Below are 24,429 nucleotides of genomic sequence, written 5' to 3' on the forward strand. Positions count from 1 at the left end.
TGCGTCGATTGGACTACCTTTCAGCAAGCCAGTGCCGGTCTGTCCAGCATGGCTTCCGCAAGACCGGGCGCCGACCACGCATCGGGAGCGTAGGCGTCGGCGCCGAAGGTGGACGGATCGGCGCCGGTGCGCGCGAAGTACGGTCCGCCAACCAACACGAACAGCGAAGGGTTGCGTGAGGCGCGCCGAAGAGCCGGGACGAGGGCCTGGAGCGCGGGCGCGCAGACATCGCAGGAGAGCGACAACCCGAGCATGTCGTACCAGCCGGAGCTGAGGAGTTCGGCCGCGTCCGCATCGGAATGGCCGAGATTCGTCACCTCCCACCCCGATTCGCGGAAGAAGCTCGCGAGGATCGACAGACCGTAGACGTGGGTTTCGCCGGGGCACGGCATCAACAGGATACTGCGTCCGCTCGGGGCCGCCGAGCGTTCCATGCCCGCGCAGAGGCGCCGCGTGAGCGCCTGGAGCCGGCCAAGCCCCTCCGTCACCGCGAGGAAGTCGCAGGTATCCTCCTCCCACATCGTGCCGAGGCGCTTGGCGGCCGGAGCGAGGATGTCGAGGAGCAGGCTATCGAGGGTGAGGCCGCAGCCGAGCAGGGCCTCCACCGCCGTGTCGAGATCGAACGAACCGGGATGCAGCAGCACCGCCGCCAGCGCCTCGGGATCGTGCAGCGGCGCCACCGGCACGGTGCGCGCCGGACGGCTGTGGGCGAGCATGAGGCGGGGAAGGATCTCGGCCTCGACCAGCCAGGACAGCACGTCCCGGTCGTCGTCGTTCCGGTCCCGGTCGAGCGTCATGCCCGAATAGCCGTCGTCACAGAGGTGCCCCAGATCGTCCATCGGCATCCCTCCCGGCATGACGGGCTCTGACGGCCCGCTCTCTAGGATCGCGTCGTCATACTTGGCTTGTCGCTTAAAACCTGCCGTCCCACGGCTGAAACGGGCGGACCCGGCAGCACAGGCGGGAACCGAACCTCGACAGCACCACACTAGCCCAGAATTAGACTTTGGCAACGCGTCGTTGCGGACACCTCTCGTAAAAGTGTCACCAGTCCAGAGCGTCAAGCGGGATTGACACTTTCGGGCGGCTCGATAGGTTCGACGCCAACCGGGACGGGTCACGGACCGGATTGGCAGGCGAGGGCGAACCCATGGGTCGGCAGGACCTCGGTCGCGACACCCGGCCGGCACTTCCGCTCTACACGGCAGACGAGCGGCTGAGGCGGGATGCCTCGCCGTGGACGCTCGTGCAGGGCGTGCTCGCCCCCCTGCAATTCGCGATCTTCCTCGTGAGTCTCGGCCTCGTCCTGCGCACCCTGCTCACGGGGGAGGGCGCCGACGCCGCCCAGGCCTCCGTCGTCGTCAAGACGCTCGCCCTCTACGCGATCATGGTCACGGGCTCGATCTGGGAGAAGGACGTGTTCGGGCGCTACCTGTTCGCTCCGGCCTTCTACTGGGAGGACATGGTCAGCATGCTCGTGCTGGCCCTCCACACCGCCTACCTCGCGGCCCTGACCACCGGAACACTGGGCGAACGGGGCCTGCTGCTCCTCGCGCTGGCGGCCTACGCCACCTACGTCGTCAACGCCGCCCAGTTCATCTTGAAGCTGCGCGCCGCCCGGCTGCAGAGCACCGGTTCGGCCATGCACCCGGCGGGGGTGCTGTCGTGAACGCCCCGCTCCCCCATACGCCCGGCTGTGGCGGCATCGACCTCCACCGGGAGGACGGCCAGCGGGCCGTGTTCTGCGGGCTCACCGGCATCGTCTGGCTGCACCGGAAAATCCGGGATGCCTTCTTCCTCGTCGTCGGCTCGCGCACCTGCGCCCACCTGATCCAGTCGGCAGCCGGCGTGATGATCTTCGCCGAACCGCGATTCGCCACCGCCATCATCGACGAGCGCGACCTCGCCGGGCTGGCCGATTGCAACGAGGAGCTGGACCGGGTGGTCGCGCGCCTCGTGGAGCGGCGGCCGGACATCAAGCTCCTGTTCCTCGTGGGCTCCTGCCCGTCCGAGGTCATCAAGCTCGATCTCAGCCGGGCGGCGCAGCGCCTCTCGGCCAAGCTCTCGTCGGTGAAGGTGCTGAACTATTCGGGCTCGGGCATCGAGACCACCTTCACCGAGGGCGAGGACGCCTGCCTCGCCGCCCTAGTGCCGGACCTGCCGGCCGAATCGCCCGACGCCGCACCCTCGCTCCTCGTGGTCGGGGCGCTGGCCGACGTGGTCGAGGACCAGTTCCTCCGCCTCTTCGCCGCGATGGGCATCGCGGATGTGCGCTTCCTGCCGGCCCGTCACGCCGATGCGATGCCGGCGGTGGGGCGGAACACCCGCTACCTCCTGGCGCAACCTTTCCTCACCGGTACGGCGCGGGCGCTCGACGAGCGCGGCGCCAAGCGGCTCGCTGCCCCGTTCCCGCTGGGCGCGGAGGGCACCACCGGCTGGCTCGCAGCCGCGGCGGACGCGTTCGGCGTGTCGCAATCGACCTTCGACGCCGCCACCGCCGCCGGCCGGGCGCGGGCCGAGACCGCGCTCTCCCCGTATCGCGAAAAGCTCGGCGGCAAGCGGGTGTTCTTCTTCCCCGATTCGCAGCTCGAAGTGCCTCTGTCGCGGTTCCTGGCGCGGGAGGTCGGGGCGGAACTGGTCGAGGTCGGCACGCCCTACCTGCACCGAGCCCATCTCGCCGCCGAGATCGAGCTTCTGCCGGAGGGCACCCGCGTCACCGAAGGCCAGAGCCTCGACGACCAGATGGACCGCTGCCGCGCCGCCCGGCCCGACCTGACGGTCTGCGGCCTCGGCCTCGCCAACCCGCTGGAGGCGGAAGGGCTGACGACCAAGTGGTCGATCGAACTGCTCTTCACCCCCGTCCAGGGCTACGAGCAGGCGGGCGACCTCGCCGAACTCTTCGCGCGGCCGCTCGGCCGGCGCGCGCTGCTGGAGGTGTAGGGCCATGCAGCTCACCCTCTGGACCTACGAGGGCCCTCCCCACATCGGCGCGATGCGCGTGGCGACCGCCATGAAGGGGCTGCATTACGTGCTGCACGCGCCGCAGGGCGACACCTATGCCGACCTGCTGTTCACGATGATCGAGCGGCGGGACCACCGCCCGCCCGTCACCTACACGACCTTCCGCGCCCAGGACCTCGGCCGCGACACGGCCGAACTGTTCAAGACCGCCTGCGCGCAGGCCTACGCCCGGTTTCAGCCGCAGGCGATGATCGTCGGCGCCTCCTGCACCGCCGAGCTGATCCAGGACGATCCGGGCGGCCTCGCCAAGGCGCTGGACCTGCCGGTGCCGGTGATCCCGCTGGAACTGCCGGCCTACCAGAAGAAAGAGAACTGGGGGGCGTCCGAGACCTTCTACCGGCTGGTCCGCGCCCTCTCCGGCCAGGTCGAGAAGCGCCCCGCCGGCAGCCGCCCTCTGTGCAACATCCTCGGGCCGACGGCTTTGGGCTTCCGCCACCGGGACGACCTGATCGAGATCCGCCGCATCCTCGCCGAGCTCGGCATCGACGTGAACGTCGTGGCGCCGCTCGGCGCGAGCCCCGCCGACCTCGCCCGCCTCGGCGCGGCCGACTTCAACGTGGTGCTCTATCCCGAGACCGCCCGTTCGGCCGCCGAGCACCTGAAGCGCGCGCTGGGCCAGCCCTTCACGAAAGCCATCCCCATCGGGGTCGGCGGCACCCGCGCCTTCGTGGAAGAGGTCGCGGCCTTGGCCGGCGTCGATCCGGCGCCGGTCCTGGAGGGCGAAGGCTCGCGCCTGCCCTGGTACTCGCGCTCGGTCGACTCGACGTATCTCACCGGCAAGCGCGTCTTCGTGTTCGGCGACGCCACCCATGCGCTCGGCCTCGCCCGGGTCGCGACCAAGGAACTCGGCTTCAAGCTCGTTGGGCTCGGCACCTACACCCGCGAGTTCGCCCGCGAGGTCCGCGCCGAAGCGGAGGCCCACGGCATCGAGGCGACGATCACCGACGATTACCTCGACGTCGAGGCCGCAATCCGCGCCGCCGCGCCGGAACTCGTCCTCGGCACCCAAATGGAGCGGCACGTCGCCAAGCGGCTGGGCCTGCCCTGCGCGGTGATCTCGGCGCCGGTCCATGTGCAGGACTTCCCGGCCCGCCACTCGCCGCAGATGGGGTTCGAGGGCGCCAACGTCCTGTTCGACACCCTCGTCCACCCGCTGATGATGGGTCTCGAAGAGCATCTCCTGGGCATGTTCCGGGAGGATCCCGAATTCCACGATGGCGTCGGGCCGTCGCATCTCGGCGCCGCGCCGGTGGTGCGGCCCGAGGCCGTGGAACGGGTGCCGGCTTCTCCCCCTCCGACACCGGCACCCGTTTCCGAGGCCAACGGCCCGATCGTCCTCACCTGGGCGCCCGACGCCGAGAAGGAACTGAAGAAGATCCCGTTCTTCGTGCGCGGGAAAGCGCGCAGCAACACGGAGACCTTTGCCCGCGAGCGGCGGCTCCCGCTCATCACCCTCGAGACCTTGTACGATGCAAAAGCGCATTTCGGCCGCTAGGCCAGACATCCGCGTAGTCATCGTCACGCTCGACAATCATTTGGCGAGCGCGGTGGAGCGGGCGCGCCTGCGGCTGCGCGGCGCCATGCCGGGCCTGCACCTCGCCTTCCACGCCGCCGCCGAGTGGGACAACGACCCCGCCGCGCTGGAAGCCTGCAAGGCCGACATCGCCCGCGCCGACATCGTCCTCTCGGCGATGCTGTTCCTCGACGAGCATGTCCGCGCGATCCTCCCCGCCCTGAAGGCGCGGCGGGAGTCCTGCGATGCCATGATCGGCTGCCTCTCGGCGGGCGACGTGGTGAAGACCACCCGGCTCAACCGCTTCGACATGAGCGGCACGAAGCGCAGCGCGCTGGACTTCCTCAAGAAGCTGCGCGGCAAGCCCGGCGCCGAGGGCAACGCCGCCCGCCAGATGGCGCTGGTGCGCAAGCTTCCGAAGATCCTGCGCTTCATCCCCGGCTCGGCGCAGGACGTGCGCGCCTATTTCCTGACCCTGCAATACTGGCTTGCCGGCTCGGACGAGAACGTCGCCGCGCTGATCCATTTCCTCGTGCAGCGCTACGCGGCCGGCGAGCGGGCGGTCTGGCGGGATCTCCCCGCCGCCCCGTCGCCGCTGCACTATCCCGAGACCGGCCTCTACCACCCCCGCATGGCGGGCCGCGTGGCCGAGGATGCCGCGCGCCTGCCCCGGCGCCAGGGCACGAAGGGCCGCGTCGGCCTGCTGCTGATGCGCAGCTACGTGCTCGCCGGCAACACCGCCCATTACGACGGGGTGATCGCAGCCATGGAGGCCAGGGGCCTCGACGTGGTGCCGGCCTTCGCCGCCGGCCTCGACAACCGCCCGGCGGTGGAGGCCTTCTTCATGGCCGACGGGCGGCCGACCATCGACGCCCTGGTCTCCCTCACCGGCTTCTCGCTGGTCGGCGGCCCGGCCTACAACGATTCGAAGGCGGCCGAGACGACGCTCGCGCGTCTCGACGTGCCCTACCTCGCCGCCCACGCCCTGGAATTCCAGACGATCGAGCAATGGGAGGCGGGCGCGCGCGGCCTCTCCCCGGTCGAGGCGACGATGATGGTCGCCATCCCCGAACTCGACGGCGCCACCGCGCCGACCGTGTTCGGCGGACGCTCCATCGCCTCGGGCGCCGACAACGCCCGCGACATGCGCGCCCATCCCGAGCGCGTCGCGCAATTGGCGGAGCGGGTCGCGCGGCTCGTCGCCCTGCGCCGCACCGCGAAGGCCGCCCGCAAGGTCGCGGTGGTGCTGTTCAACTTCCCGCCGAATGCCGGCGCCACCGGCACCGCCGCGTTCCTCTCGGTCTACGCCTCGCTCCTCAACACCCTGAAGGGGATGAAGGCCGAGGGCTACAGCGTCGAGGTGCCCAACAGCGTCGATGCCCTGCGCGACGCGATCCTTTCCGGCAATGCCGGCCGCTACGGCACGCAGGCCAACGTCCATGCCCGCATCCCCGCCGAGGACCATGTCCGCCGGGAAAAGCACCTCGCCGAGATCGAGGCGCAATGGGGCCCGGCGCCGGGCCGCCACCAGAGCGACGGCGCGGGCCTGTTCGTGCTCGGCGCGCAGTTCGGCAACGTGTTCGTCGGCGTGCAGCCCGCCTTCGGCTACGAGGGCGACCCGATGCGGCTGCTCTTCGAGAGCGGCTTCGCCCCGACCCACGCCTTCAGCGCCTTCTACCGCTACCTGCGCGAGGATTTCCGCGCCGACGCCGTGCTGCATTTCGGCACCCACGGGGCGCTCGAATTCATGCCCGGCAAGCAGACCGGCCTCTCGGAGGCCTGCTGGCCGGAGCGGCTGATCGGCGCCATGCCGAACGTCTACCTCTACGCCGCCAACAACCCCTCCGAGGGCACGCTGGCCAAGCGCCGCTCGGCGGCGACGCTGGTGAGCTACCTGACCCCGAGCCTCGCGGCGGCCGGGCTCTATCGCGGCCTCCTCGACCTCAAGAGCAGCATCGAACGCTTCCGGGGCCTCGACGCCGAGGCCACCATCGAGCGCGCCGATCTCGCCGCCCTCATCCAGGCGCAGGGCGCGGGCGTCGATCTCGTGCCGGCCGAGCCCGCCTGGGACGGCGACCTCACCGCCCGCGTCGGAAGCCTCTGGGCCGCCGTCAGCGAACTCGAACAGACGCTGATCCCGTACGGTCTCCACGTCGTGGGCGAGGGTGTGCCGGCGGAAGAGCGCGCCGACCTCCTTGCCGCCGTCGCGGAAGCCTCGCACGGGCTGAAGCCGGAGCGGGCTGCGATCCTCGCCCTGGTGGCGGGGGAGGGCGCCGAGGCGGCGATGCGCCTTTCGGGCCTGCCCGCGACCGACGAGAATCGCGCCGCCTTCGCGAGCCTCGCGCAGACCGACGCGCTGCTCTCAAACGATCACGAGGTGGCCGGCATCCTGACCGCCCTCGACGGGCGCTTCGTGCCCCCGGTGGCGGGCGGCGATCTGCTCCGCAGCCCGGCGATCCTGCCCACCGGCCGCAACATCCACGGCTTCGACCCCTGCCGCCTGCCCTCCGCCTTCGCGGTGGCCGACGGCGCGCGGCAGGTGGCCCGCATCCTCGCCCGGCACGCCGAGGAGGGGAAACCCCTGCCGGAAAGCGTCGCCATCGTCCTCTGGGGCACCGACAACCTCAAGAGCGAGGGCGGCCCCATCGCCCAGGCGCTGGCGCTCCTCGGCGCCGCCCCGCGCTTCGACGGCTACGGCCGGCTGGCTGGCGCCGAGCTGATCCCGCTCGAAACGCTGGGCCGCCCGCGCATCGACGCGGTCGTCACCCTCTCGGGCATCTTCCGCGATCTGCTGCCGTTGCAGACCAAGCTCATCGCCGAAGCCTGCTTCCTCGCCGCCACCGCCGACGAGCCCGTTGAGCAGAACTTCGTCCGCAAGCATGCCCTGGCCATCCAGGCCGAGCAGGGTTGCGACATCGACACGGCGGCGCTCCGGGTCTTCTCCAACGCGGAGGGAGCCTACGGCGCCAACGTGAACCACCTCGTGGATTCCGGCGCCTGGGACGACGAGGACGAGCTGTGCGAGGCGTTCTCCCGCCGCAAGAGCTTTGCCTATGACCGCTCGGGCAAGCCGGCGCCGCAGCGGGCCTTGATGAAGGCGGTGCTCGCCTCCGTCGATCTCGCCTACCAGAACCTCGATTCCGTCGAGGTCGGGGTGACGAGCGTCGATCACTACTTCGACGGCCTCGGCGGCATGGGCCGCGCCGTGGCCCGCGCCAAGGGCGAGGCGGTGCCGATTTACATCAGCGACCAGACCCGCGGCGAAGGCCGGGTCCGCACCCTGCCGGAGCAGGTGGCGCTGGAGACCCGCACCCGGATGCTCAACCCCAAGTGGTACGAGCCCCTGCTCGGCCACGGCTACGAGGGCGTCCGCCAGATCGAGGCGCATCTCACCAACACGGTGGGCTGGTCGGCCACCGCCAACGCGGTGCAGCCCTGGATCTACGAGCGCATCACCGAGACCTTCGTCCTCGATCCGGCCATGCGCGAGCGCATCGCCTCCCTCAACCCCACCGCCTCCGCCAAGGTCGCCCAACGGCTGATCGAGGCTCACAAACGTGGCTTCTGGACCCCCGACGCGGAGACCCGCGACGCCCTCGACCGGGCGGAGGAGGAACTGGAAGACCGGCTCGAAGGCGTCACAGCAGGAGTGGCCGCATGAACATCGCCATCCGAAACCCCGTCCCCGTGCGGAAAGAGGAAGGCAGCCTGCAGGTCGCCCTCGATCCCGATCTCAAGATCGACACCGCGAAGGTCTTCGCCGTCTATGGCAAGGGCGGCATCGGCAAGTCGACCACCTCGTCGAACCTGTCGGTGGCCTTCTCGAAGCTCGGCAAGCGGGTGCTCCAGATCGGCTGCGATCCGAAGCACGACTCGACCTTCACCCTCACCAAGCGCCTCGCCCCCACGGTGATCGACGCGCTGGAATCCGTGAACTTCCACTCGGAGGAGTTGCGGGTCGAGGATTTCGTGGTCGAGGGCTACAACGGCGTGATGTGCGTCGAGGCGGGCGGGCCGCCGGCCGGCACCGGCTGCGGCGGCTACGTCGTCGGCCAGACGGTGAAGCTCCTCAAGGAGCATCACCTACTCGAGGACACCGACGTCGTGGTGTTCGACGTGCTGGGCGATGTGGTCTGCGGCGGCTTCGCCTCGCCCCTCCAGCACGCCGACCGGGCGCTGATCGTCACCGCCAACGACTTCGATTCGATCTTCGCGATGAACCGGATCGTCGCCGCGATCCACGCCAAGTCGAAGAACTACGGCGTGCGCCTCGGTGGCGTCATCGCCAACCGCTCGGCCAAGACCGACGAGATCGACCGCTTCAACGATGCGGTCGGCCTCAAGCGCCTCGCCCACTTCCCCGACCTCGACGTGGTGCGCCGCTCGCGCCTCAAGAAGTCGACGCTGTTCGAGATGGACTCGTCCCCCGAACTCGACGCCGTGACCGCCGAGTACATGCGCCTCGCGGAAACCCTCTGGGCCGGTGGCGAGCCCTGCGAGGCGGCCCCGATGAAGGACCGCGACCTGTTCGAGTTCCTGGGGTTCGACTGATGGCCAGCGCCAGCTACGACGCCCGCCGGGGCGAACTCACCACCTATTTCGACCGCACCGCCGTCGAGGCGTGGTCGCGGCTGACCTCGGACGCGCCGGTCAGCAAGGTCCGGGCGACTGTCCGCGCCGGGCGGGACGCGATGCGCGGCACGCTGCTCTCCTGGTTGCCGGAGGACATGACCGGCCTGCGCCTGCTCGATGCCGGCTGCGGCACCGGGGCGCTCTCGGTGGAGGCGGCCAAGCGCGGGGCGGAGGTGGTGGCCATCGACGTGTCGCCGACACTGATCGGGCTGGCGCGGGAGCGCCTTCCCGCGATCACCGGCGCCGGGCGCATCGACTTCCGCGTGGGCGACATGCTCGATGAAGGCCTCGGCCGGTTCGACCATGTGGTCGCGATGGATTCGCTGATCCATTACCGCGCCGCCGACATCGCCCGCGCCCTGGCCCGGCTCGCCGAGCGCACGGACGGCTCGGTGCTGTTCACCGTGGCGCCGCGCACCGCCCTGCTGACCGTGATGCACGCGGCCGGCAAGCTCTTCCCCCGTGGCGACCGCTCGCCCGCCATCGTGCCGGTGACGGAGCGCGGCCTGAAGCGCCGCATCGCCGCCGAGCGCGCGCTCGACGGCTTCACCTGGGCGCAGAGCCACCGGGTGAACAGTGGGTTCTACCTGTCGAACGCCGTGGCGCTGACGCGGAGCGCGTCACGATGAACCTCACCCGCACCCTCATGCGCTTCGGCCCCGCCATCCTGCCCTTCGCGGATGCGGCCACCGTCGAGCTGCCGATGGGGCGGTTGCTGCGGCTTGCCCTGTTCCAGGTGACGGTCGGCATGGCTGCCGTGCTGCTGATTGGCACCCTGAACCGGGTCATGATCGTGGAACTCGGCGTGCCGGCCTGGGTCGTGGCGGTGATGCTGTCGCTGCCGCTGGTCTTCGCGCCGTTGCGGGCGATCGTCGGCTTCCGGTCGGACACGCACCGCTCGGTGCTGGGCTGGCGGCGGGTGCCCTACATCTGGTTCGGGACGCTGCTGCAATTCGGCGGCCTGGCGATCATGCCCTTCGCCCTGCTGATCCTGTCCGGCGACACGACCGGCCCGCTCTGGGTCGGGGACGTGGCGGCGGCGCTGGCCTTCCTCCTGGTCGGCGCGGGGCTCCACACCACGCAGACGGTCGGCCTCGCGCTCGCCACCGATCTCGCCCCGGCGCACGCCCGGCCGAAGGTGGTGGCGCTGCTCTGCGCCGCGCTCCTCGTCGGGATGATGGCGAGCGCAGTGATCTTCGGGCTGGCGCTGTCGAACTTCTCGCAGGTGCGCCTGATCCAGGTGATCCAGGGCGCGGCCCTCGTCACCATCGTGCTGAACGGCCTCGCCCTGTGGAAGCAGGAGCCGCGCGACCCCAACCGCAGCCGCGAGGCCCCGCGCCAGAACTTCAAGGACTCCTGGCACGCCTATGCCGGCCAGGGCCACGCCCGGCGGCGGCTCATCGCCATCGGCCTCGGCACGGCGGGCTTCTCGATGCAGGACATCCTGCTCGAACCCTATGGCGGGCAGATCCTGCACCTGCCGGTGGCGGCCACCACCGCGCTCACCGCCATGCTGGCGGCCGGCGGCGGCCTCGGCCTGCTCATCGCCGCGCGCTGGCTGAACCGGGGCGGCGACCCGTTCCGGGTCTCGGCGGCCGGCGCCGGCATCGGCATCCTCGCCTTCTCGGCGGTGGTCTTCGCCGCGCCCCTCGCCTCGCAGAACCTGTTCGCCGTCGGCGTCACCCTCATCGGCCTCGGCGGCGGCCTGTTCGCCCACGGCACGCTCACCGCCTCCATGGAGAAGGCGGGGCCGGAGGATACCGGACTCGCCCTCGGCGCCTGGGGCGCGGTGCAGGCCACCGCCGCCGGGCTCTCCATCGCCGCCAGCGGCATCGTCCGCGATGTCGGCGCCGCCATCGCCCAGACCGGCATCCTCGGCGAGGGGATGAACGAGCCGGCCATCGGCTACCTCATCGTCTACCACATCGAAATCGCGCTGCTCTTCGCAGCCCTCGTGGCCCTCGGGCCGCTGGTGCGCAGCAGCGAGCGTCGCCGGCTCATCGAGAGAACCGCCTGAAGCCAGGGGGAGGATCACATGCCAACGGGTGCCTTGACCGGATATGTCGACGTCGCGCAGGTCGTACTCTACGCGTTCTTCCTGTTCTTCGCGGGGCTGGTCTTCTACCTGCGCCGGGAAGACCGCCGCGAGGGCTACCCCCTCGAGGACGAGGCGGTGGGCCTGCGCCATGCGCACAACCCGTTCCTGATTCCCCCGTCGAAGACCTTCCGCCTGCCCGGCGGCGAGGAGACCTTCGCCCCGCAGGCGATGCAGGGCCGCACGGACATCGAGACCGGCATCCCGGCCCGCAAGGTCGAGCCCTGGCCCGGCGCGCCCTACGAGCGCACCGAAGGCTCGCTCGCGGCCGGCGTCGGCCCCGGCTCCTACGTCATCCGCCACGACGTGACGGACAAGACCTGGGAGGGCGAGGACCGGATGGCCCCCCTGCGCGTCGCCACGAACTTCGTGGTCCACGAGCAGGGGCCTAACCCGATCGGCATGACCGTGTTCGGCACCGACAACGCGGTGGCGGGCGTCGTCGCCGACCTGTGGGTCGACCGGGGCGAGTCCCTGGTGCGCTACTACGAGGTGGAACTCACGGACGGCTCCCGCCGGCTGATGCCCTCGGTCTTCTGCCGGGCCGGGCGCTTCACGCGGACGGTGAAGTCCGAGGCGCTGCTCGCGGAACAGTTCGCGGGTATCCCGACGACCAAGAACCCCGATCTCGTCACCTTCCTCGAGGAGGAGCGGATCATGTGCTACTTCGGCGCCGGCACGCTCTACGCCACGCCCGAGCGCGCGGAGCCGATCCTGTGAGCGGCGGCGACTTCCTTCCCGAGGGCACCCTGCGGGGGATGCCCGGCCCGCTGCCACGCGGCGAGCGGCTGCTCTGGCAGGGCGCACCGACCACGACCGGCGTTTTCGTGCGGGTGTTCCACGCCCGCCTCGTGGCCCTTTGGTTCTGCGCCTGGGCGAGCGTCTTCGCCGCCGGAGCCGGCTCGCCGGTCCGCGCGGCGGTCACGGCGGGCGCGATCCTGCTGACGGGCGCCGCCGCGCTCGCCCTGCTGTGGGGGCTGTCGTGGCTCACCCACCGCACCACCGTCTACACGATGACCAACCGGCGGGTCGTGCTCCACGCGGGCATCGCCCTGCCGGTGACGCACAACCTGCCCTTCGCGCAGATCGAGAACGGCGCCCTGCGCGGCTTCAGCGACGGCAGCGGCGACATTCCGCTGCGGTTGCAGCCGGGGCTGCGGATCGCCTACCTTCACCTCTGGCCGCATGCGAGGCCCTGGCATGTCTCGCGCACCGAGCCCATGCTTCGGTCGGTGCCGGAGGCCGAATCGGTCGCCCGTCTCCTGGTGCAGGCGTTGAACGCCTTCGCCGAGGATGGGGAGCCGCTGGTGCCGGTGATCGTCGCACGGCCCAAGCCGCAGGCGCCTCGCCTCGTGGCGGCAGAATAGGGAGGACGCGATGGGTGAAGCCATCCCAGGACGGGGGCTGCGACGGTCGGAGGTCGGCCCGGTGCCCGCCCTGCTGCTGATCGGCGCGGGCGCGCTTCTCGGCTTCACCATGCTCGCCGTGGCCATCGGCCGGGGCGAGGGCGTCGGCCTGACGCAATTGCCCCCCGCCAAGCCGGTCGCCCGCCTCGAATTCCGCGCCGAGGATCAGGCGGACGGCTCCATCGCCCTGCGCAACGCGGCCGATGCGAAGATCGTCGCCTGGATCCGCCCCGGCGAGGACGGCTTCGTACGCGGCACCCTCCGGGGCCTCGCCCAGGCGCGCCAGCGCGACGGGCTCGGCCGCGAGCCGCCCTTCAGCCTGACCCGCTTCGACGACGGACGCCTCGATCTCGCCGACGAGGCGACGGGCCGGCACGTGCCCCTCGAAGCCTTCGGCCCAACCAATTCCGGCGCCTTCGCCCGGCTGCTGCCGGGGCAGGCCGCCCCGGTGTCGGAGACCCGCTGATGGGCTGGCCCGGCTCCCGCACCGTCACCGTGCCCTGCACGGTCGAACTCGAGAACACGCCCGAGAGCCTGCACGCGCATGTCACCCTCGATGCCGGCTTCGACATCGAGCCCGGCGACGAGGTTCAGGTCCACGACGCCCCGACCGAGGTGCCCTACGGCGAGCGCCTGACGGTGCGCCGCACCGCCACCGTGATCCGGGCCGGCGCGCTGGAGCGCGCCTGGACCAAGCTCATCGCCCATCTCGAACTGACCGAACTCTACGAGGTCAGTTTCTCCGAACGGAGGACGCTGTGAACGCTCCCGTCCCGAAGTTGCCGATCAACGAGTCGACCAAGGCCGCCCAGGAGACGACCTTCCTGTCGCCGCGCTTTTACACGACCGATTTCGTGGAACTGGACCGCACGAACGTCGAGCCGGTGCGCCGCGACTGGGACGTGCTGATCGCGGAGTTGAAGGCCGACCCGAACAAGCGCCACTTCACCCGCAACGAGGAGTTCGATTGCGACCTCTCGGCCATGGAGCCGGAGCTGCGCAAGGAATTCCTCGACTTCCTGGTCTCGTCTATTACGGCCGAATTCTCCGGCTGCGTGCTCTACGCGGAGATGCGCAAGCGCGCGAAGAACAAGGACATCAAGGAGCTGTTCGGCCTGATGAGCCGCGACGAGGCCCGCCACGCCGGATTCATCAACGACACGCTCAAGGATTTCGGGATCGGCGTCGACCTCGGCTTCCTCACGAAGTCGAAGAAGTACACCTTCTTCAAGCCGAAGTTCATCTTCTACGCCACCTATCTCTCCGAGAAGATCGGCTACGCCCGCTACATCACGATCTACCGGGAGCTGGAGAAGCATCCCGAGCGGCGCATCCACCCGATCTTCAAGTGGTTCGAGAAGTGGTGCAACGACGAGTTCCGGCACGGCGAGGCCTTCGCCCTGCTGATGCGCGCGAACCCGAAGCTGACGAGCGGCGTGAACCGCTACTGGATCCGCTTCTTCCTCCTCGCCGTCTTCGCGACGATGTATGTCCGCGACCATCACCGGCCCGCCTTCCACGCGGCGTTGGGCGTCGATCCGTCCGACTACGATTACAAGGTCTTCCGCATCACCTCCGAGATCTCGAAGCAGACGTTCCCGCTGGAACTCGACATCGACAACCCGAAGTTCCGGGCCGGTCTCGACACGCTGCTGGCCCATTCCCGCGCCATCGCGGCGGCGCGGGCCAAGGGCGGGCTGATGGGCAAGGTCTCGCACGGCCTGCACGCGGCCGGCGCCGCGCTCACCTTCGCGCGGCTCTACCTCCTCCCGGTGAAGGCCAACGCCCTGCCGGCCGACATCCGTCTCCAACCGGTCTGGTAGAATGGCGACATACGCCGCCCCGGTCGTCTACGCGGTCCTGCTCTGGTGGTTCTCCACCGGGGTGATCCTGCTCCTCGATCACGCCCCCCGGCGGACCCATCCGTGGAGCATGGCGGCGGCGACGCTGCTGCTCGCCGGGGCGCTGGTGATGGTGCGGGGGAGCGCCGGGGATACGGGCGCGGGCGGGGCCTACACGGCCTTCACCGCCGCCCTGGTCGTCTGGGGCTGGCAGGAGATGAGCTACTACATGGGCTTCATCTCCGGCCCCCGGCCGGTGGCCTGCCCGCCCTCCCTGCGGGGGAGCGAGCGGTTCTTCGCGGCGCTGGCGACCAGCCTGTGGCACGAATTCGCCATCGTGATCGGCGGGCTCGCGATCCTCGCGCTCGTCTGGGGCCAGCCGAACAAGTTCGCCCTCTGGACCTACGCCACCCTGGTGGTGATGAACCTCTCGGCGCGGCTCAACCTGTTCCTCGGGGTGCGCAACCTGCATTCCGAGTTCCTGCCGGACCATCTCGGCTATCTCGCCTGCTACCTGACGCGGGCGCCGATGAACCGGCTGTTCCCGGTCTCCGTCACCCTCGGCACCGCCGCCGCCGCCCTGCTCGGGCGGGCGGCGATCGCCGACGAAGTGCTGGCGCATGAACTGATCGGCTTCACGGTGCTCGCGACGCTGATGGCGCTCGCGACCCTGGAGCACTGGTTCCTGATGCTGCCTCTGCCCTCCGCCGCCCTGTGGCGCTGGAGCCTGCCCGGGCGGGACCTCGGCGGCGCGCGCGGCACGCCGGACTGATCCACCGTGCACGGTTTTCGCTCACGCGGGCACCGTGCACCCCTCGATTTGGAATTCGTCGTATGCGAGTTCTTGAGCGACACGAGTCTGACGAAACAAGCGGGCCGAACCTGCGGCAACCGGGGAGTAGAGGAATGGACTACGAGGCCTTCTTCGGCGCCGAGATCGCCGGTCTCCACCGGGAGGGGCGCTACCGCGTCTTCACCGATCTGGAGCGCCACGCCGGCCGCTTCCCCCACGCCACCCACCACCATGGCGGCGGCACGCGGCCCGTGACCGTGTGGTGCTCGAACGATTATCTCGGCATGGGCCAGCACCCGAGCGTGCTCGGCGCGATGCATGAGGCCCTGGACCGCTGCGGCGCGGGCGCGGGCGGCACCCGCAACATCTCCGGCACGAACCACTACCACGTGCTGCTGGAGCGGGAACTCGCCGACCTTCACCGCAAGGAATCGGCGCTGCTCTTCACCTCGGGCTACGTCTCGAACTGGGCGGCTCTGGGCACGCTCGCCTCCCGCCTGCCGAACTGCGCGGTGTTCTCCGATTCCGAGAACCACGCCTCGATGATCGAGGGCATCCGCTTCAGCCGGGCCGAGCGCCACATCTTCCGCCATAACGACCCGGAAGACCTCGACCGCAAGCTCTCCCTGATCGACCCCTCCCGCCCGAAACTGGTGGCGTTCGAGTCGGTCTATTCGATGGACGGCGACATCGCCCCGATCGGCGAGATCTGCGACGTGGCCGAGAAGCACGGTGCGCTGACCTATCTCGATGAGGTCCACGCGGTCGGCCTCTACGGCGAGCGCGGCGGCGGCATCTCCGAGCGCGACGGCGTCGCCCACCGCCTGGACGTGATCGAGGGCACGCTGGGCAAGGCCTTCGCCGTGCATGGCGGCTACATCACGGCCTCCGAGAAGCTGTGCGACTTCGTGCGCAGCTTCGCCTCGGGCTTCATCTTCACCACCTCCCTGCCGCCCTCGGTGGCGGCGGGCGCGGCGGCCTCGATCCGCCACCTGAAGGAGAGCGGCGTCGAGCGCGCCCGCCATCAGGAGCGCGTCGCCAAGACCCGCGCGGCCTTGGAGGCCGCCGACATCCCGACCATGCCGAACGACAGCCACATCGTGCCGGTGATGGTCTGCGACCCCGTGCTGTGCAAGGGGATCTCGGACACGCTGCTCGACGAGTTCGGCATCTACGTGCAGCCGATCAATTACCCGACCGTGGCGCGCGGCACCGAGCGCCTGCGCATCACGCCCTCGCCCCTGCACACGGACGAGGATATCGGCCATCTGGTCGATGCGCTCTCCACCATCTGGGGCCGCATCGGCCTCCGGCAGAAGGCGGCGGAGTAGGGCTCTCCGCCCCCCACCCACCGCCGTCATCGCGAGCGCAGCGAAGCGACCCAGGGCAGCGGGACGCCACCCATGGTGGCGCATCCCTGGATTGCTTCGCTTCGCTCGCAAAGACAGGGTGCGGTCGCCCCGTCCCAAGACCCGAACCCGGAACCGACGTGCCCCCCTTTCCCTTCTCGGCCATCGTCGGCCAGGACGAGATGCGCCAAGCGCTGCTGATCGCGGCGGTGGATCCTGCGGTCGGGGGCGTGCTGGTCTTCGGGGACCGGGGGACGGGCAAGTCCACCGCCATCCGGGCGCTGGCCGCCCTCCTGCCGCCGATGAACGCGGTGGCCGGCTGCCCCTACAATTGCGATCCGGCGAGCCCGGCGGACCTCTGCCCGCACTGCGCGGAAGGAGGCCCGCGCAAGGCCCAAAAGAAGCCCGTGCCGGTGGTGGACCTGCCGCTCGGCGCCACCGAGGATCGGGTGGTCGGAACCCTCGATCTCGAACGGGCGCTCGGCGCCGGGGTGAAGGCGTTCGAGCCGGGGCTGCTCGCCCGCGCCAACCGGGGCTTCCTCTACATCGACGAGGTGAACCTGCTGGAAGACCACCTCGTGGACCTGCTCCTCGACGTGGCGGCCTCCGGCGTGAACACCGTGGAGCGCGAGGGCCTGTCCCTGCGCCATCCGGCGCGGTTCGTCCTCGTCGGCTCCGGCAACCCGGAGGAGGGCGAGTTGCGCCCGCAGCTCCTCGACCGGTTCGGCCTCGCCTGCGAGGTCGCCACCCCCACCGACATCGCCACCCGCATCGCCGTGGTCCGCGCCCGCGACGCCTACGAGCGCGACCCGGACGCCTTCTGCGCCGCCCATGCGAAGGAGGACACCGCCATCCGCAAGCGGATCGAGGCAGCGCGCAAGCGGCTTCCCGCCGTCACCGTGCCGGATGCGGCCCTGGAACAGGCGGCCCGCCTCTGCCTCGCGCTGGGCACGGACGGCCTGCGCGGCGAACTCACGCTGATGCGCACCGCCCGCGCGCTCGCCGCCCTCGACGGCGCCGGGACCGTCACCGACGACCATCTGCGCCGGATCGCCCCGGCGGCCCTGCGGCACCGGCTGCGCCGCAACCCGCTCGATGAATCGGGCTCGACGGTGCGCGTCGAGCGGGCGCTGGCCGAGGTGTTTGCGTGACCACGGCCGGCGAGCCGGAGCGCATCTGGGCCGACGCCCTCCTCGCCCTCCGTCTCCTCGCCCAGGACCCGCATGGCCTCGGCGGCATCGTGGTCCGCGCCGGGCCTGGCCCCGTGCGCGATGCCTGGATCGAGCGCCTGCGCGACGCCCTCGGGCCGGAGCGCCCATTCCGCCGGATGCCCCCCGGCATCGGCGACGAGGGGCTGCTCGGCGGGCTCGACCTCGCCGCGACCCTCTCCGCCGGGCGGCCGGTGACGCGGACGGGCCTCCTCGCGGCGGCCGATGGCGGGGTGATCGTCGTGCCCATGGCCGAGCGGCTGGAGCCCGGCACCGCCGCGCGCCTCGCCGCCGCCCTCGATACCGGCCGCGCGGGGCCGGAGGGTGCATCGGCCCGGTTCGGCCTCGTGCTCCTCGACGAAGGCCGGGACGACGAGGCCGCGCCCGTCGCCCTCGCCGACAGGCTCGCCTTCCGCATCGACCTCGATTCCGTGCCGCCGCGCGTCGCCCTCACCGAGGGTCGCGCGGTTGAGGAACCGGAGGTGGAGGAGGCCGATCCGGTTGCGATGCTGTGCAGCCTCGCGTCGGCCTTCGGCATCGCCTCACCCCGCGCGCCGATCCTGGCCCTGCGGGTGGCGCGGGCGCTGGCCACGGACAACGCGGCCGTCACGGCGGCACGGCTCGTCCTCGCCCCCCGCGCCGAGCGCCTGCCCGAACCCCCGCCGCCGCCGGAGGCACCGCCGGAGAACGAGCGCGAGGAAACCCCGCCCGGGCAGGGCGAGGAGCGCGAGCCCGCGCCGCCGGAGGATGTGGTGCTGGATGCCGTGCGCGCGGCCATTCCCCCGCGCCTCCTCGACCTGCTGCTCGCCGGCGGCTTGCGCCGGTCGGACGCGAGGGCGGGGCGGGGCGGCAGACCGGAGGCGGTGTCGCGGACCGGGCGGCCGGTCGGCCACCGGCCCGGCGACCCGAGACGGGGCCGCCTCGATCTCCTGGCGACGTTGCGCGCCGCCGCCCCCTGGCAGCGCCTGCGTCAGGGCGAGGGACGCCTCGCAATTCGGCGGGACGACCTGCGCATCCGCAAGCTGCGCCGCCGGGTCGAGACGACCACGGTGTTCTGCGTCGATGCCTCGGGCTCGGCCGCCCTCGAACGGCTCGCGGAGGCGAAGGGTGCCGTCGAAGCGCTGCTTGCGGAAGCCTATGTCCGGCGGGACCGGGTCGCGCTGGTGGCGTTCCGGGGCACGGGGGCGGATCTCGTCCTGCCGCCGACGCGCTCGCTCACGCGGGCGAAGCGCGGCCTCGCGGGGTTGCCCGGCGGCGGGGGCACGCCCCTGGCCTCCGGGCTCGACGCCGCGCTCACCGTGGCGCTCGGCGTGCGCCGGGGCGGGGGCAACGCCGTCGTGGTGGTGCTGACGGATGGGCGGGCCAACGTCGCCCGCGACGGGGCGGGCGGACGGGCGAGGGCCGGCGACGAGGCGTTGCAGGCGGCCCGCGCCCTCCGGCAGGCGGGGCTCCCGGCCCTGGTGGTCGATACCGGCGCCCGGGGCGGCGGCGCAAAGGCCATGGCCGAGGCCATGGCGGCGCGCTACCTCGCGCTGCCCCGGCTCGACAGCGGCGCCATCGGCGCCGCCGTGAAGGCGATCCGGTGAGGGGCCTACGGCTCGCTGGCGATGCCGAGATCGGCGAGGCGCTGGTGATGGGCGATCCAGGATTCGAACGCCCCGCGCAGGAGGGCGGCGAAGTTCCAGCCGGCGAAGCTGGCGGCGGCGTGCGGGCTGGTGGGGACGAGAGGTATCATGACCTGCTCCTGAGGTGGGTGCGCGTCTTCTTGTTGAGTGACCGTAGGGTGCGCCTCATCCCGCATCGCAACAAGCACCCGCAGATCACCCGTGCCATGCGGAGATCGCATGGTTTGCCAATACCTTACGAAATACTTCCGCCCATGAACGATAAAGCCGGACCTGCGGTCGCCTTGCCCCGCCATGCTGCGATGCGGCAAGATCGGGCGGTCCACCCGGCGATTTTTGCGAGGCCCGTGCTGTGAGCGTCGATACCCGAGACCGGCCGGATTGGGAGCGGGACGGCCACGATTGGCCCCACCGCGCGGCGAGCCGCTTCGTGACGGCCGGGGGCCTCTCCTGGCACGTCCAGGAATTCGGCCCGGCCGACGCGCCTGTGCTCCTGCTCCTGCACGGCACGGGGGCGGCCAACCATTCCTGGCGGGGCTTCGCGCCGCTGCTCGCCGGCTCCTTCCGGGTGATCGCGCCGGATCTGCCCGGCCACGGCTTCACCGATCCGCTGCCGGACGGCACGCTCTCCCTGCCGGGCATGGCGAAGGCAGTCTCGGCTTTGGTGCAGGGTCTCGGGGTGGCGCCCGCCATCGTGGCGGGTCATTCGGCCGGGGCGGCGATCCTGGCGCGGATGTGCCTCGACGGGATGGTCGCCCCGCGCCTGTTCGCGGCGTTCAACGGGGCGCTGGCGCCGCTGCCGGGGGCGGCGAGCTTCCTGTTCCCGAGCATGGCGCGGCTGCTTTTCCTGAACCCCTTCACCCCGCGTTTCTTCGCCTGGACCGCCGACAGCGCCGCCGTGCGCCGGCTGATCGAGGGCACGGGCTCGCGCCTCGACCCGGTGGGGCTCGATCTCTACCGGCGGCTCTTCGCCCGCGCCGGGCACGTGCGGGGGGCCCTCGGCATGATGGCGAACTGGGATCTCGACCGGCTGCACCGCGACCTGCCGAGGCTCGCGACGCGGACGCTCCTGATCGTCGGCGGCGACGACAAGGCGATTTCGCCCGACACCGCCTTCACCCTGGTGAAGCGCCTGCCCGATGCGCGGGTGAAGCTGGTGCGCGGCCTCGGCCATCTGGCGCACGAGGAAGCGCCTGAGTGTGTGGCCGAGATCCTGCTTGAGGAAGCGCGGGCGCTCGGGATCGTGTCGGCCCCGGGGTAGCGCCCGAACCCCGGCGCGCTTACCTCCGTATCCGAAATACAGGCGACGGGGAGAGCGGTGCGAGGATGGGCAGGCCCGTAATCGGCGTGATCGGCAATGCGCGCCTGCTCGAAAACCGCTTCCCGGCCCAGATCGTGGGCATCAACAACCTGCGCGCCCTGGCCGAGGTGGCGGGTGCCCTGCCGCTGGTCTTCGCCGGCTGCCCGCAGGTGACGGACCTCGGCGACCTCCTCGACACGGTGGACGGCGTGCTGCTCACGGGGGGCCGGGCGAACGTCCACCCCCGCCGCTTCGGCCTGCCGGCGGACCCCGCCCACGAGCCCTACGACGAATCCCGCGATGCCCTGGCCCTTCCGCTGGTCGAGGCCTGCGTGGCGCGCGGCGTGCCGCTGTTCGGCATCTGCCGGGGCTTCCAGGAGATGAACGTCGCCTTCGGCGGCACCCTCGACCCGGAGATCCGCGACCTGCCGGGGCGGCTCAACCACCGGATGCCGCGCCTGCCGAACGGCGAGCTGCATCCGGATTTCGAGGTGCTGTTCGCGGATCGCCACGACGTGACGCTGACGGAGGGCGGCGTGTTCGCCCAGTTGATCGGCCGCGACCGGATCCGCGTGAATTCCCTGCACGGGCAGGGCATCCGCGAGAAGGGCGAGCGGATCGTCGTCGAGGGCATCGCGGAGGACGGGACCATTGAGGCGATCCGCATCGACGGGGCGCCGGGCTTCGCGCTGGGCGTCCAGTGGCATGCCGAGCACGGCACCGCCACGAGCGACGTCAACCGGCCCCTTGTGGCGGCCTTCGGCCAAGCCGTGGCGGAGAAGGCACGAACGCACCGATAGGGCGCGATGTCGCCCTCGACAAAACCGCCGCGCGCCCGACCTCTGGCGGGATGCAGATCCATCTCGATGCCTTGGGCGGCGTCGCCGGCGACATGGTCGTGGCCGCTCTCCTCGACGCCTTCCCCGAGCACGAGGCCGGGGTCGCCCGCAGCGTGCGCGCCGCGCTGGCCGAGGCCGCGCCGGATGCGGCTGGCGGCGTCGCCTGCAACCTCTCCGCGCATTCCGACGGCATCCTCACCGGCCGCCGCTTCGCGGTGACGCGCGACGGGCGCCCGGCCGAGGAGAACGGACACCACCACGATCACGGGCACGATCACAGCCATCACCATGATCACGCCCATCACGGGCATCACCACCATCACGCCCACCGGCATTGGGCCGAGATCCGCGATAGCCTGCGCCGGGCCGACCTCGCGCCGGAGGTGGCGCGGCACGCCCTGGCGATCTTCGGGCATCTCGCCGAGGCCGAGGGGCGGGTCCACGGCATCCCGGTGGATCACGTCGCCTTCCACGAGGTCGGCGCGTGGGATTCCATCGCCGACATCGTCGCCACCGCCCATATCGTGGCAGCCCTCGGTGCGAGCGCCTGGACCGTCTCGGCCCTGCCGCTCGGCGGCGGGCGGGTGAAGACGCAGCACGGCCCCCTGCCGGTCCCGGCGCCGGCCACGACGCTGCTCCTCGACGGCTTCGCCCTGGTCGATGACGGCATCCACGGCGAGCGCGTGACGCCGACCGGCGCCGCGATCCTGCGCCATCTCTGCGGCGGCGGGACCATGCGGGCGCCGGGGGCGCGGGTGCTCGCCCGCTCCGGTACCGGCTTCGGCACACGGCGCCTGCCGGGCATCAGCAATTGCCTGCGCGTTCTCGCCTTCGAGGAAGGCGCCGCGCACCAGCCCGCCGGAGCGCGGGAGATCGGCATCGTCGAGTTCGAGGTGGACGACCAGACCGCCGAGGATCTGGCGCAGGGCCTCGACCGCATCCGCGCTCACGAGGCGGTGCTCGACGCGGTGCAGATGCCGGTCTTCGGCAAGAAGGGCCGGATGATGACCCATGTCCGCGTGCTCGCCCGCGCCGACGCCCTCGACGCGGCCATCGGCGCCTGCTTCCGCGAGACCACGACGATCGGCCTGCGTTACCGCAAGGAAGCCGGCATCGCCCTGGAGCGGGACAGCGTGAGCGTCGAGGCGGAGGGCCGGGAGGTCAGGGTGAAGCGGGTGGCGCGGCCGGGCGGGCGCACCGCCAAGGCCGAGGCCGACGACGCTCTTGCGGGCGAGGATCACGCCGCCCGCGCCCGCCTGCGCCGGACGGCCGAGCGCATCGCCCTCGACCAGGGAGACGGGAAATGACACGTCTCGAAGAGGTGCTGGCCGGCATCGGCCCTCTGGCCGTCGCGGTGAGCGGCGGCGTCGACAGCCTGACGCTCGCCGCCTTGAGCCACCGGGTGCTCGGGGACGGCGCCGCCATGGTCCACGCCGCCTCGCCCGCCGTGCCCGCCGAGGCGACGGCGCGGGTGCGGCGCGAGGCCGAGCGGGAAGGCTGGGCGCTGACCGTCGTGCAGGCCGGGGAATTCGACGATCCCCGCTACCGGGCGAACCCGGTGAACCGCTGCTTCTTCTGCAAGACGAACCTCTACGGCACGATCCGCACGGTGACGGACCGGCAGATGGTGTCGGGCGCGAACCTGAACGACCTCGGCGAGTACCGCCCTGGCCTCGATGCCGCCCGCGAGCACGGGGTGCGCCACCCCTATGTTGAGGCGGGGCTCGACAAGGCCGCCGTGCGGGCGCTCGCCCGCGATCTCGGCCTCGGCGACGTGGCAGAGCTGCCCTCCGCGCCCTGCCTGTCGAGCCGCGTCGAGACTGGCTTGCGGATCGAGCCGGAGATGCTGGCCTTCATCCATGCGGTGGAGGGGATGGTCGGCGGCGCCCTTGGCGCAAGCGATGCCCGCCGGGCCGTGCGCTGCCGCGTCCGCGCGGCGGGGGTGGCGATCGAACTCGACCCCGCGAGCCTCGCCGCCCTCGACGCATCGACGCGGGACGACCTGGCCGGCCGGATCGCGGCGGCGGCCCCTGCGGGCCTCGTCGGCGGCGGCGTACGCTTCCTGCCCTACAAGGTCGGCAGCGCCTTCCTCACCGGAGACGCGGCGTGAGCACCAAGGACGAATTCCTCCTCGATTTCGGCCGGGCCGAACGGATCGGCCTCGAAGAGGCGATCTACTGCGCCGGCAAGTCGGCGGCGCAGATCGACGCCATCCTCGACGCCGCCGCCGAGCGGGGCGCCCGCTTCCTCCTCACCCGCCTGGATACCGACAAGCTCGACGCCCTGCCGGGCCACCACCGCCGGGCCCTCGATTACTGCCCGGTCTCGCGCACCGCCTTCTTCGGCGAGCCGCGCCCGGTGGAGGCGGTGCCCACCGTCGCGGTCGTGGCGGCCGGCACCTCGGACGTGCCCGTCGCCCGCGAGGCCCTGCGCACGCTGCACTACCAGGGCCGGGGCGCGACCCTCATCGCCGATGTCGGCGTCGCCGGCCTGTGGCGGCTGACCCAGCGGGTCGAGGAGATCCGCGCCCACCCCATCGTCATCGTGGCGGCGGGGATGGATGCCGCCCTGCCGAGCGTCGTCGGCGGCCTCGTCGCCTCCCCCGTCATCGCGGTGCCGACCTCCGTCGGCTACGGCGTCGCGGAGGGCGGGCACACCGCCCTGAACTCGGTGCTGGCGAGCTGCGCCCCCGGCATCACCGTCGTGAACATCGACAACGGCTACGGCGCCGCCTGCGCGGCGCTCCGCCTCCTGCACGCGGCGGAGCGTCTCGCCCGCGCCGCCGAACGATGACGCCCTGCGGCGGT

Annotated in this window: 23 protein-coding genes; 21 read left to right on the top strand and 2 right to left on the bottom strand. The window is 71.5% G+C overall.

The features are described from left to right. Positions 1 to 20: 20 nt before the first annotated feature. On the bottom strand, positions 21 to 839 hold the full coding sequence (locus tag MKK52_RS08525) for a B12-binding domain-containing protein (protein WP_243953369.1): 819 nt from the start codon (positions 837 to 839) through the stop codon (positions 21 to 23). Positions 840 to 1,150: 311 nt separating this feature from the next. On the opposite strand from MKK52_RS08525, the gene bchF reads away from it, so the two are divergent. From bchF to MKK52_RS08605, 16 genes are all read left to right on the top strand, one after another. Continuing rightward, a complete protein-coding gene (gene bchF, locus MKK52_RS08530) occupies positions 1,151 to 1,669 on the top strand; it encodes a 2-vinyl bacteriochlorophyllide hydratase (RefSeq protein ID WP_243953370.1) in 519 nt (172 codons plus the stop codon). Next, positions 1,666 to 2,940 (top strand): ferredoxin:protochlorophyllide reductase (ATP-dependent) subunit N, encoded by a 1,275-nt coding sequence (locus tag MKK52_RS08535; RefSeq protein ID WP_243953371.1) that lies wholly within the window; start codon positions 1,666 to 1,668, stop codon positions 2,938 to 2,940. Before bchF ends, MKK52_RS08535 begins: the two co-directional genes overlap by 4 nt. Before the next feature lie 4 nt (positions 2,941 to 2,944). After that, positions 2,945 to 4,516 carry a ferredoxin:protochlorophyllide reductase (ATP-dependent) subunit B gene (bchB, locus tag MKK52_RS08540; protein WP_243953372.1) on the top strand — a complete coding sequence of 524 codons (1,572 nt, stop codon included), beginning with the start codon at positions 2,945 to 2,947 and terminating at the stop codon, positions 4,514 to 4,516. Beyond that, positions 4,491 to 8,195 carry a magnesium chelatase subunit H gene (locus tag MKK52_RS08545; RefSeq protein WP_243953373.1) on the top strand — a complete coding sequence of 1,235 codons (3,705 nt, stop codon included), beginning with the start codon at positions 4,491 to 4,493 and terminating at the stop codon, positions 8,193 to 8,195. The genes bchB and MKK52_RS08545 overlap by 26 nt, the downstream gene beginning before the upstream one ends. After that, positions 8,192 to 9,085, top strand: a complete 894-nt coding sequence (bchL, locus tag MKK52_RS08550) for a ferredoxin:protochlorophyllide reductase (ATP-dependent) iron-sulfur ATP-binding protein (RefSeq protein WP_243953374.1) — start codon at positions 8,192 to 8,194, stop codon at positions 9,083 to 9,085. The genes MKK52_RS08545 and bchL overlap by 4 nt, the downstream gene beginning before the upstream one ends. Continuing rightward, positions 9,085 to 9,795: a magnesium protoporphyrin IX methyltransferase gene (gene bchM, locus MKK52_RS08555; protein WP_243953375.1), complete on the top strand. Its 711-nt coding sequence runs from the start codon at positions 9,085 to 9,087 to the stop codon at positions 9,793 to 9,795. Before bchL ends, bchM begins: the two co-directional genes overlap by 1 nt. Beyond that, complete coding sequence (locus MKK52_RS08560; protein ID WP_243953376.1) at positions 9,792 to 11,183, top strand: BCD family MFS transporter; 1,392 nt, start codon at positions 9,792 to 9,794, stop codon at positions 11,181 to 11,183. Before bchM ends, MKK52_RS08560 begins: the two co-directional genes overlap by 4 nt. Positions 11,184 to 11,201: 18 nt before the next feature. Then, complete coding sequence (gene puhA / locus MKK52_RS08565) at positions 11,202 to 11,981, top strand: photosynthetic reaction center subunit H (protein ID WP_243953377.1); 780 nt, start codon at positions 11,202 to 11,204, stop codon at positions 11,979 to 11,981. Then, on the top strand, positions 11,978 to 12,628 hold the full coding sequence (gene puhB / locus MKK52_RS08570; RefSeq protein ID WP_243953378.1) for a photosynthetic complex putative assembly protein PuhB: 651 nt from the start codon (positions 11,978 to 11,980) through the stop codon (positions 12,626 to 12,628). Before puhA ends, puhB begins: the two co-directional genes overlap by 4 nt. 10 nt (positions 12,629 to 12,638) lie before the next feature. After that, positions 12,639 to 13,133 carry a photosynthetic complex assembly protein PuhC gene (gene puhC, locus MKK52_RS08575; RefSeq protein WP_243953379.1) on the top strand — a complete coding sequence of 165 codons (495 nt, stop codon included), beginning with the start codon at positions 12,639 to 12,641 and terminating at the stop codon, positions 13,131 to 13,133. Then, the gene (locus MKK52_RS08580) at positions 13,133 to 13,429 is read left to right on the top strand and encodes a hypothetical protein (RefSeq protein WP_243953380.1); all 297 of its coding nucleotides are present in this window, start codon (positions 13,133 to 13,135) and stop codon (positions 13,427 to 13,429) included. The genes puhC and MKK52_RS08580 overlap by 1 nt, the downstream gene beginning before the upstream one ends. Then, positions 13,426 to 14,490: a magnesium-protoporphyrin IX monomethyl ester (oxidative) cyclase gene (acsF, locus tag MKK52_RS08585; protein WP_243953381.1), complete on the top strand. Its 1,065-nt coding sequence runs from the start codon at positions 13,426 to 13,428 to the stop codon at positions 14,488 to 14,490. The genes MKK52_RS08580 and acsF overlap by 4 nt, the downstream gene beginning before the upstream one ends. Before the next feature lies 1 nt (position 14,491). Then, positions 14,492 to 15,280 carry a putative photosynthetic complex assembly protein PuhE gene (gene puhE / locus MKK52_RS08590; RefSeq protein ID WP_243953382.1) on the top strand — a complete coding sequence of 263 codons (789 nt, stop codon included), beginning with the start codon at positions 14,492 to 14,494 and terminating at the stop codon, positions 15,278 to 15,280. 134 nt (positions 15,281 to 15,414) lie between these two features. Then, the gene (hemA, locus tag MKK52_RS08595; protein ID WP_243953383.1) at positions 15,415 to 16,632 is read left to right on the top strand and encodes a 5-aminolevulinate synthase; all 1,218 of its coding nucleotides are present in this window, start codon (positions 15,415 to 15,417) and stop codon (positions 16,630 to 16,632) included. A gap of 158 nt (positions 16,633 to 16,790) precedes the next feature. Then, positions 16,791 to 17,801 (top strand): magnesium chelatase ATPase subunit I, encoded by a 1,011-nt coding sequence (bchI, locus tag MKK52_RS08600; RefSeq protein ID WP_243953384.1) that lies wholly within the window; start codon positions 16,791 to 16,793, stop codon positions 17,799 to 17,801. Beyond that, positions 17,798 to 19,444, top strand: a complete 1,647-nt coding sequence (locus tag MKK52_RS08605; RefSeq protein WP_243953385.1) for a magnesium chelatase subunit D — start codon at positions 17,798 to 17,800, stop codon at positions 19,442 to 19,444. Before bchI ends, MKK52_RS08605 begins: the two co-directional genes overlap by 4 nt. A 5-nt stretch (positions 19,445 to 19,449) precedes the next feature. On the opposite strand, the gene MKK52_RS08610 is transcribed toward MKK52_RS08605, so the two are convergent. Then, positions 19,450 to 19,593, bottom strand: coding sequence for a hypothetical protein (locus tag MKK52_RS08610; RefSeq protein WP_243953386.1), 144 nt, complete (start codon positions 19,591 to 19,593; stop codon positions 19,450 to 19,452). Positions 19,594 to 19,835: 242 nt separating this feature from the next. Here MKK52_RS08610 and bchO point away from each other — a divergent pair, with 242 nt between their 5' ends. The 5 genes from bchO (at position 19,836) to larB (ending at position 24,415) form a co-directional block, all read left to right on the top strand. Further along, a complete protein-coding gene (gene bchO, locus MKK52_RS08615) occupies positions 19,836 to 20,744 on the top strand; it encodes an alpha/beta fold hydrolase BchO (RefSeq protein WP_243953387.1) in 909 nt (302 codons plus the stop codon). 65 nt (positions 20,745 to 20,809) lie between these two features. Beyond that, positions 20,810 to 21,583, top strand: coding sequence for a gamma-glutamyl-gamma-aminobutyrate hydrolase family protein (locus tag MKK52_RS08620; RefSeq protein ID WP_243953388.1), 774 nt, complete (start codon positions 20,810 to 20,812; stop codon positions 21,581 to 21,583). Positions 21,584 to 21,633: 50 nt separating this feature from the next. After that, the gene (locus tag MKK52_RS08625; RefSeq protein ID WP_243953389.1) at positions 21,634 to 22,929 is read left to right on the top strand and encodes a LarC family nickel insertion protein; all 1,296 of its coding nucleotides are present in this window, start codon (positions 21,634 to 21,636) and stop codon (positions 22,927 to 22,929) included. Then, a complete protein-coding gene (locus MKK52_RS08630; RefSeq protein ID WP_243953390.1) occupies positions 22,926 to 23,732 on the top strand; it encodes an adenine nucleotide alpha hydrolase in 807 nt (268 codons plus the stop codon). The genes MKK52_RS08625 and MKK52_RS08630 overlap by 4 nt, the downstream gene beginning before the upstream one ends. Then, entirely contained in the window at positions 23,729 to 24,415 is a 687-nt protein-coding gene (gene larB / locus MKK52_RS08635) for a nickel pincer cofactor biosynthesis protein LarB (protein ID WP_243953391.1), read from the top strand. Before MKK52_RS08630 ends, larB begins: the two co-directional genes overlap by 4 nt. The last annotated feature ends 14 nt before the right edge of the window (positions 24,416 to 24,429 follow it).

Source organism: Methylobacterium sp. J-067, from assembly GCF_022829465.1.
GTDB lineage: Bacteria > Pseudomonadota > Alphaproteobacteria > Rhizobiales > Beijerinckiaceae > Methylobacterium > Methylobacterium litchii.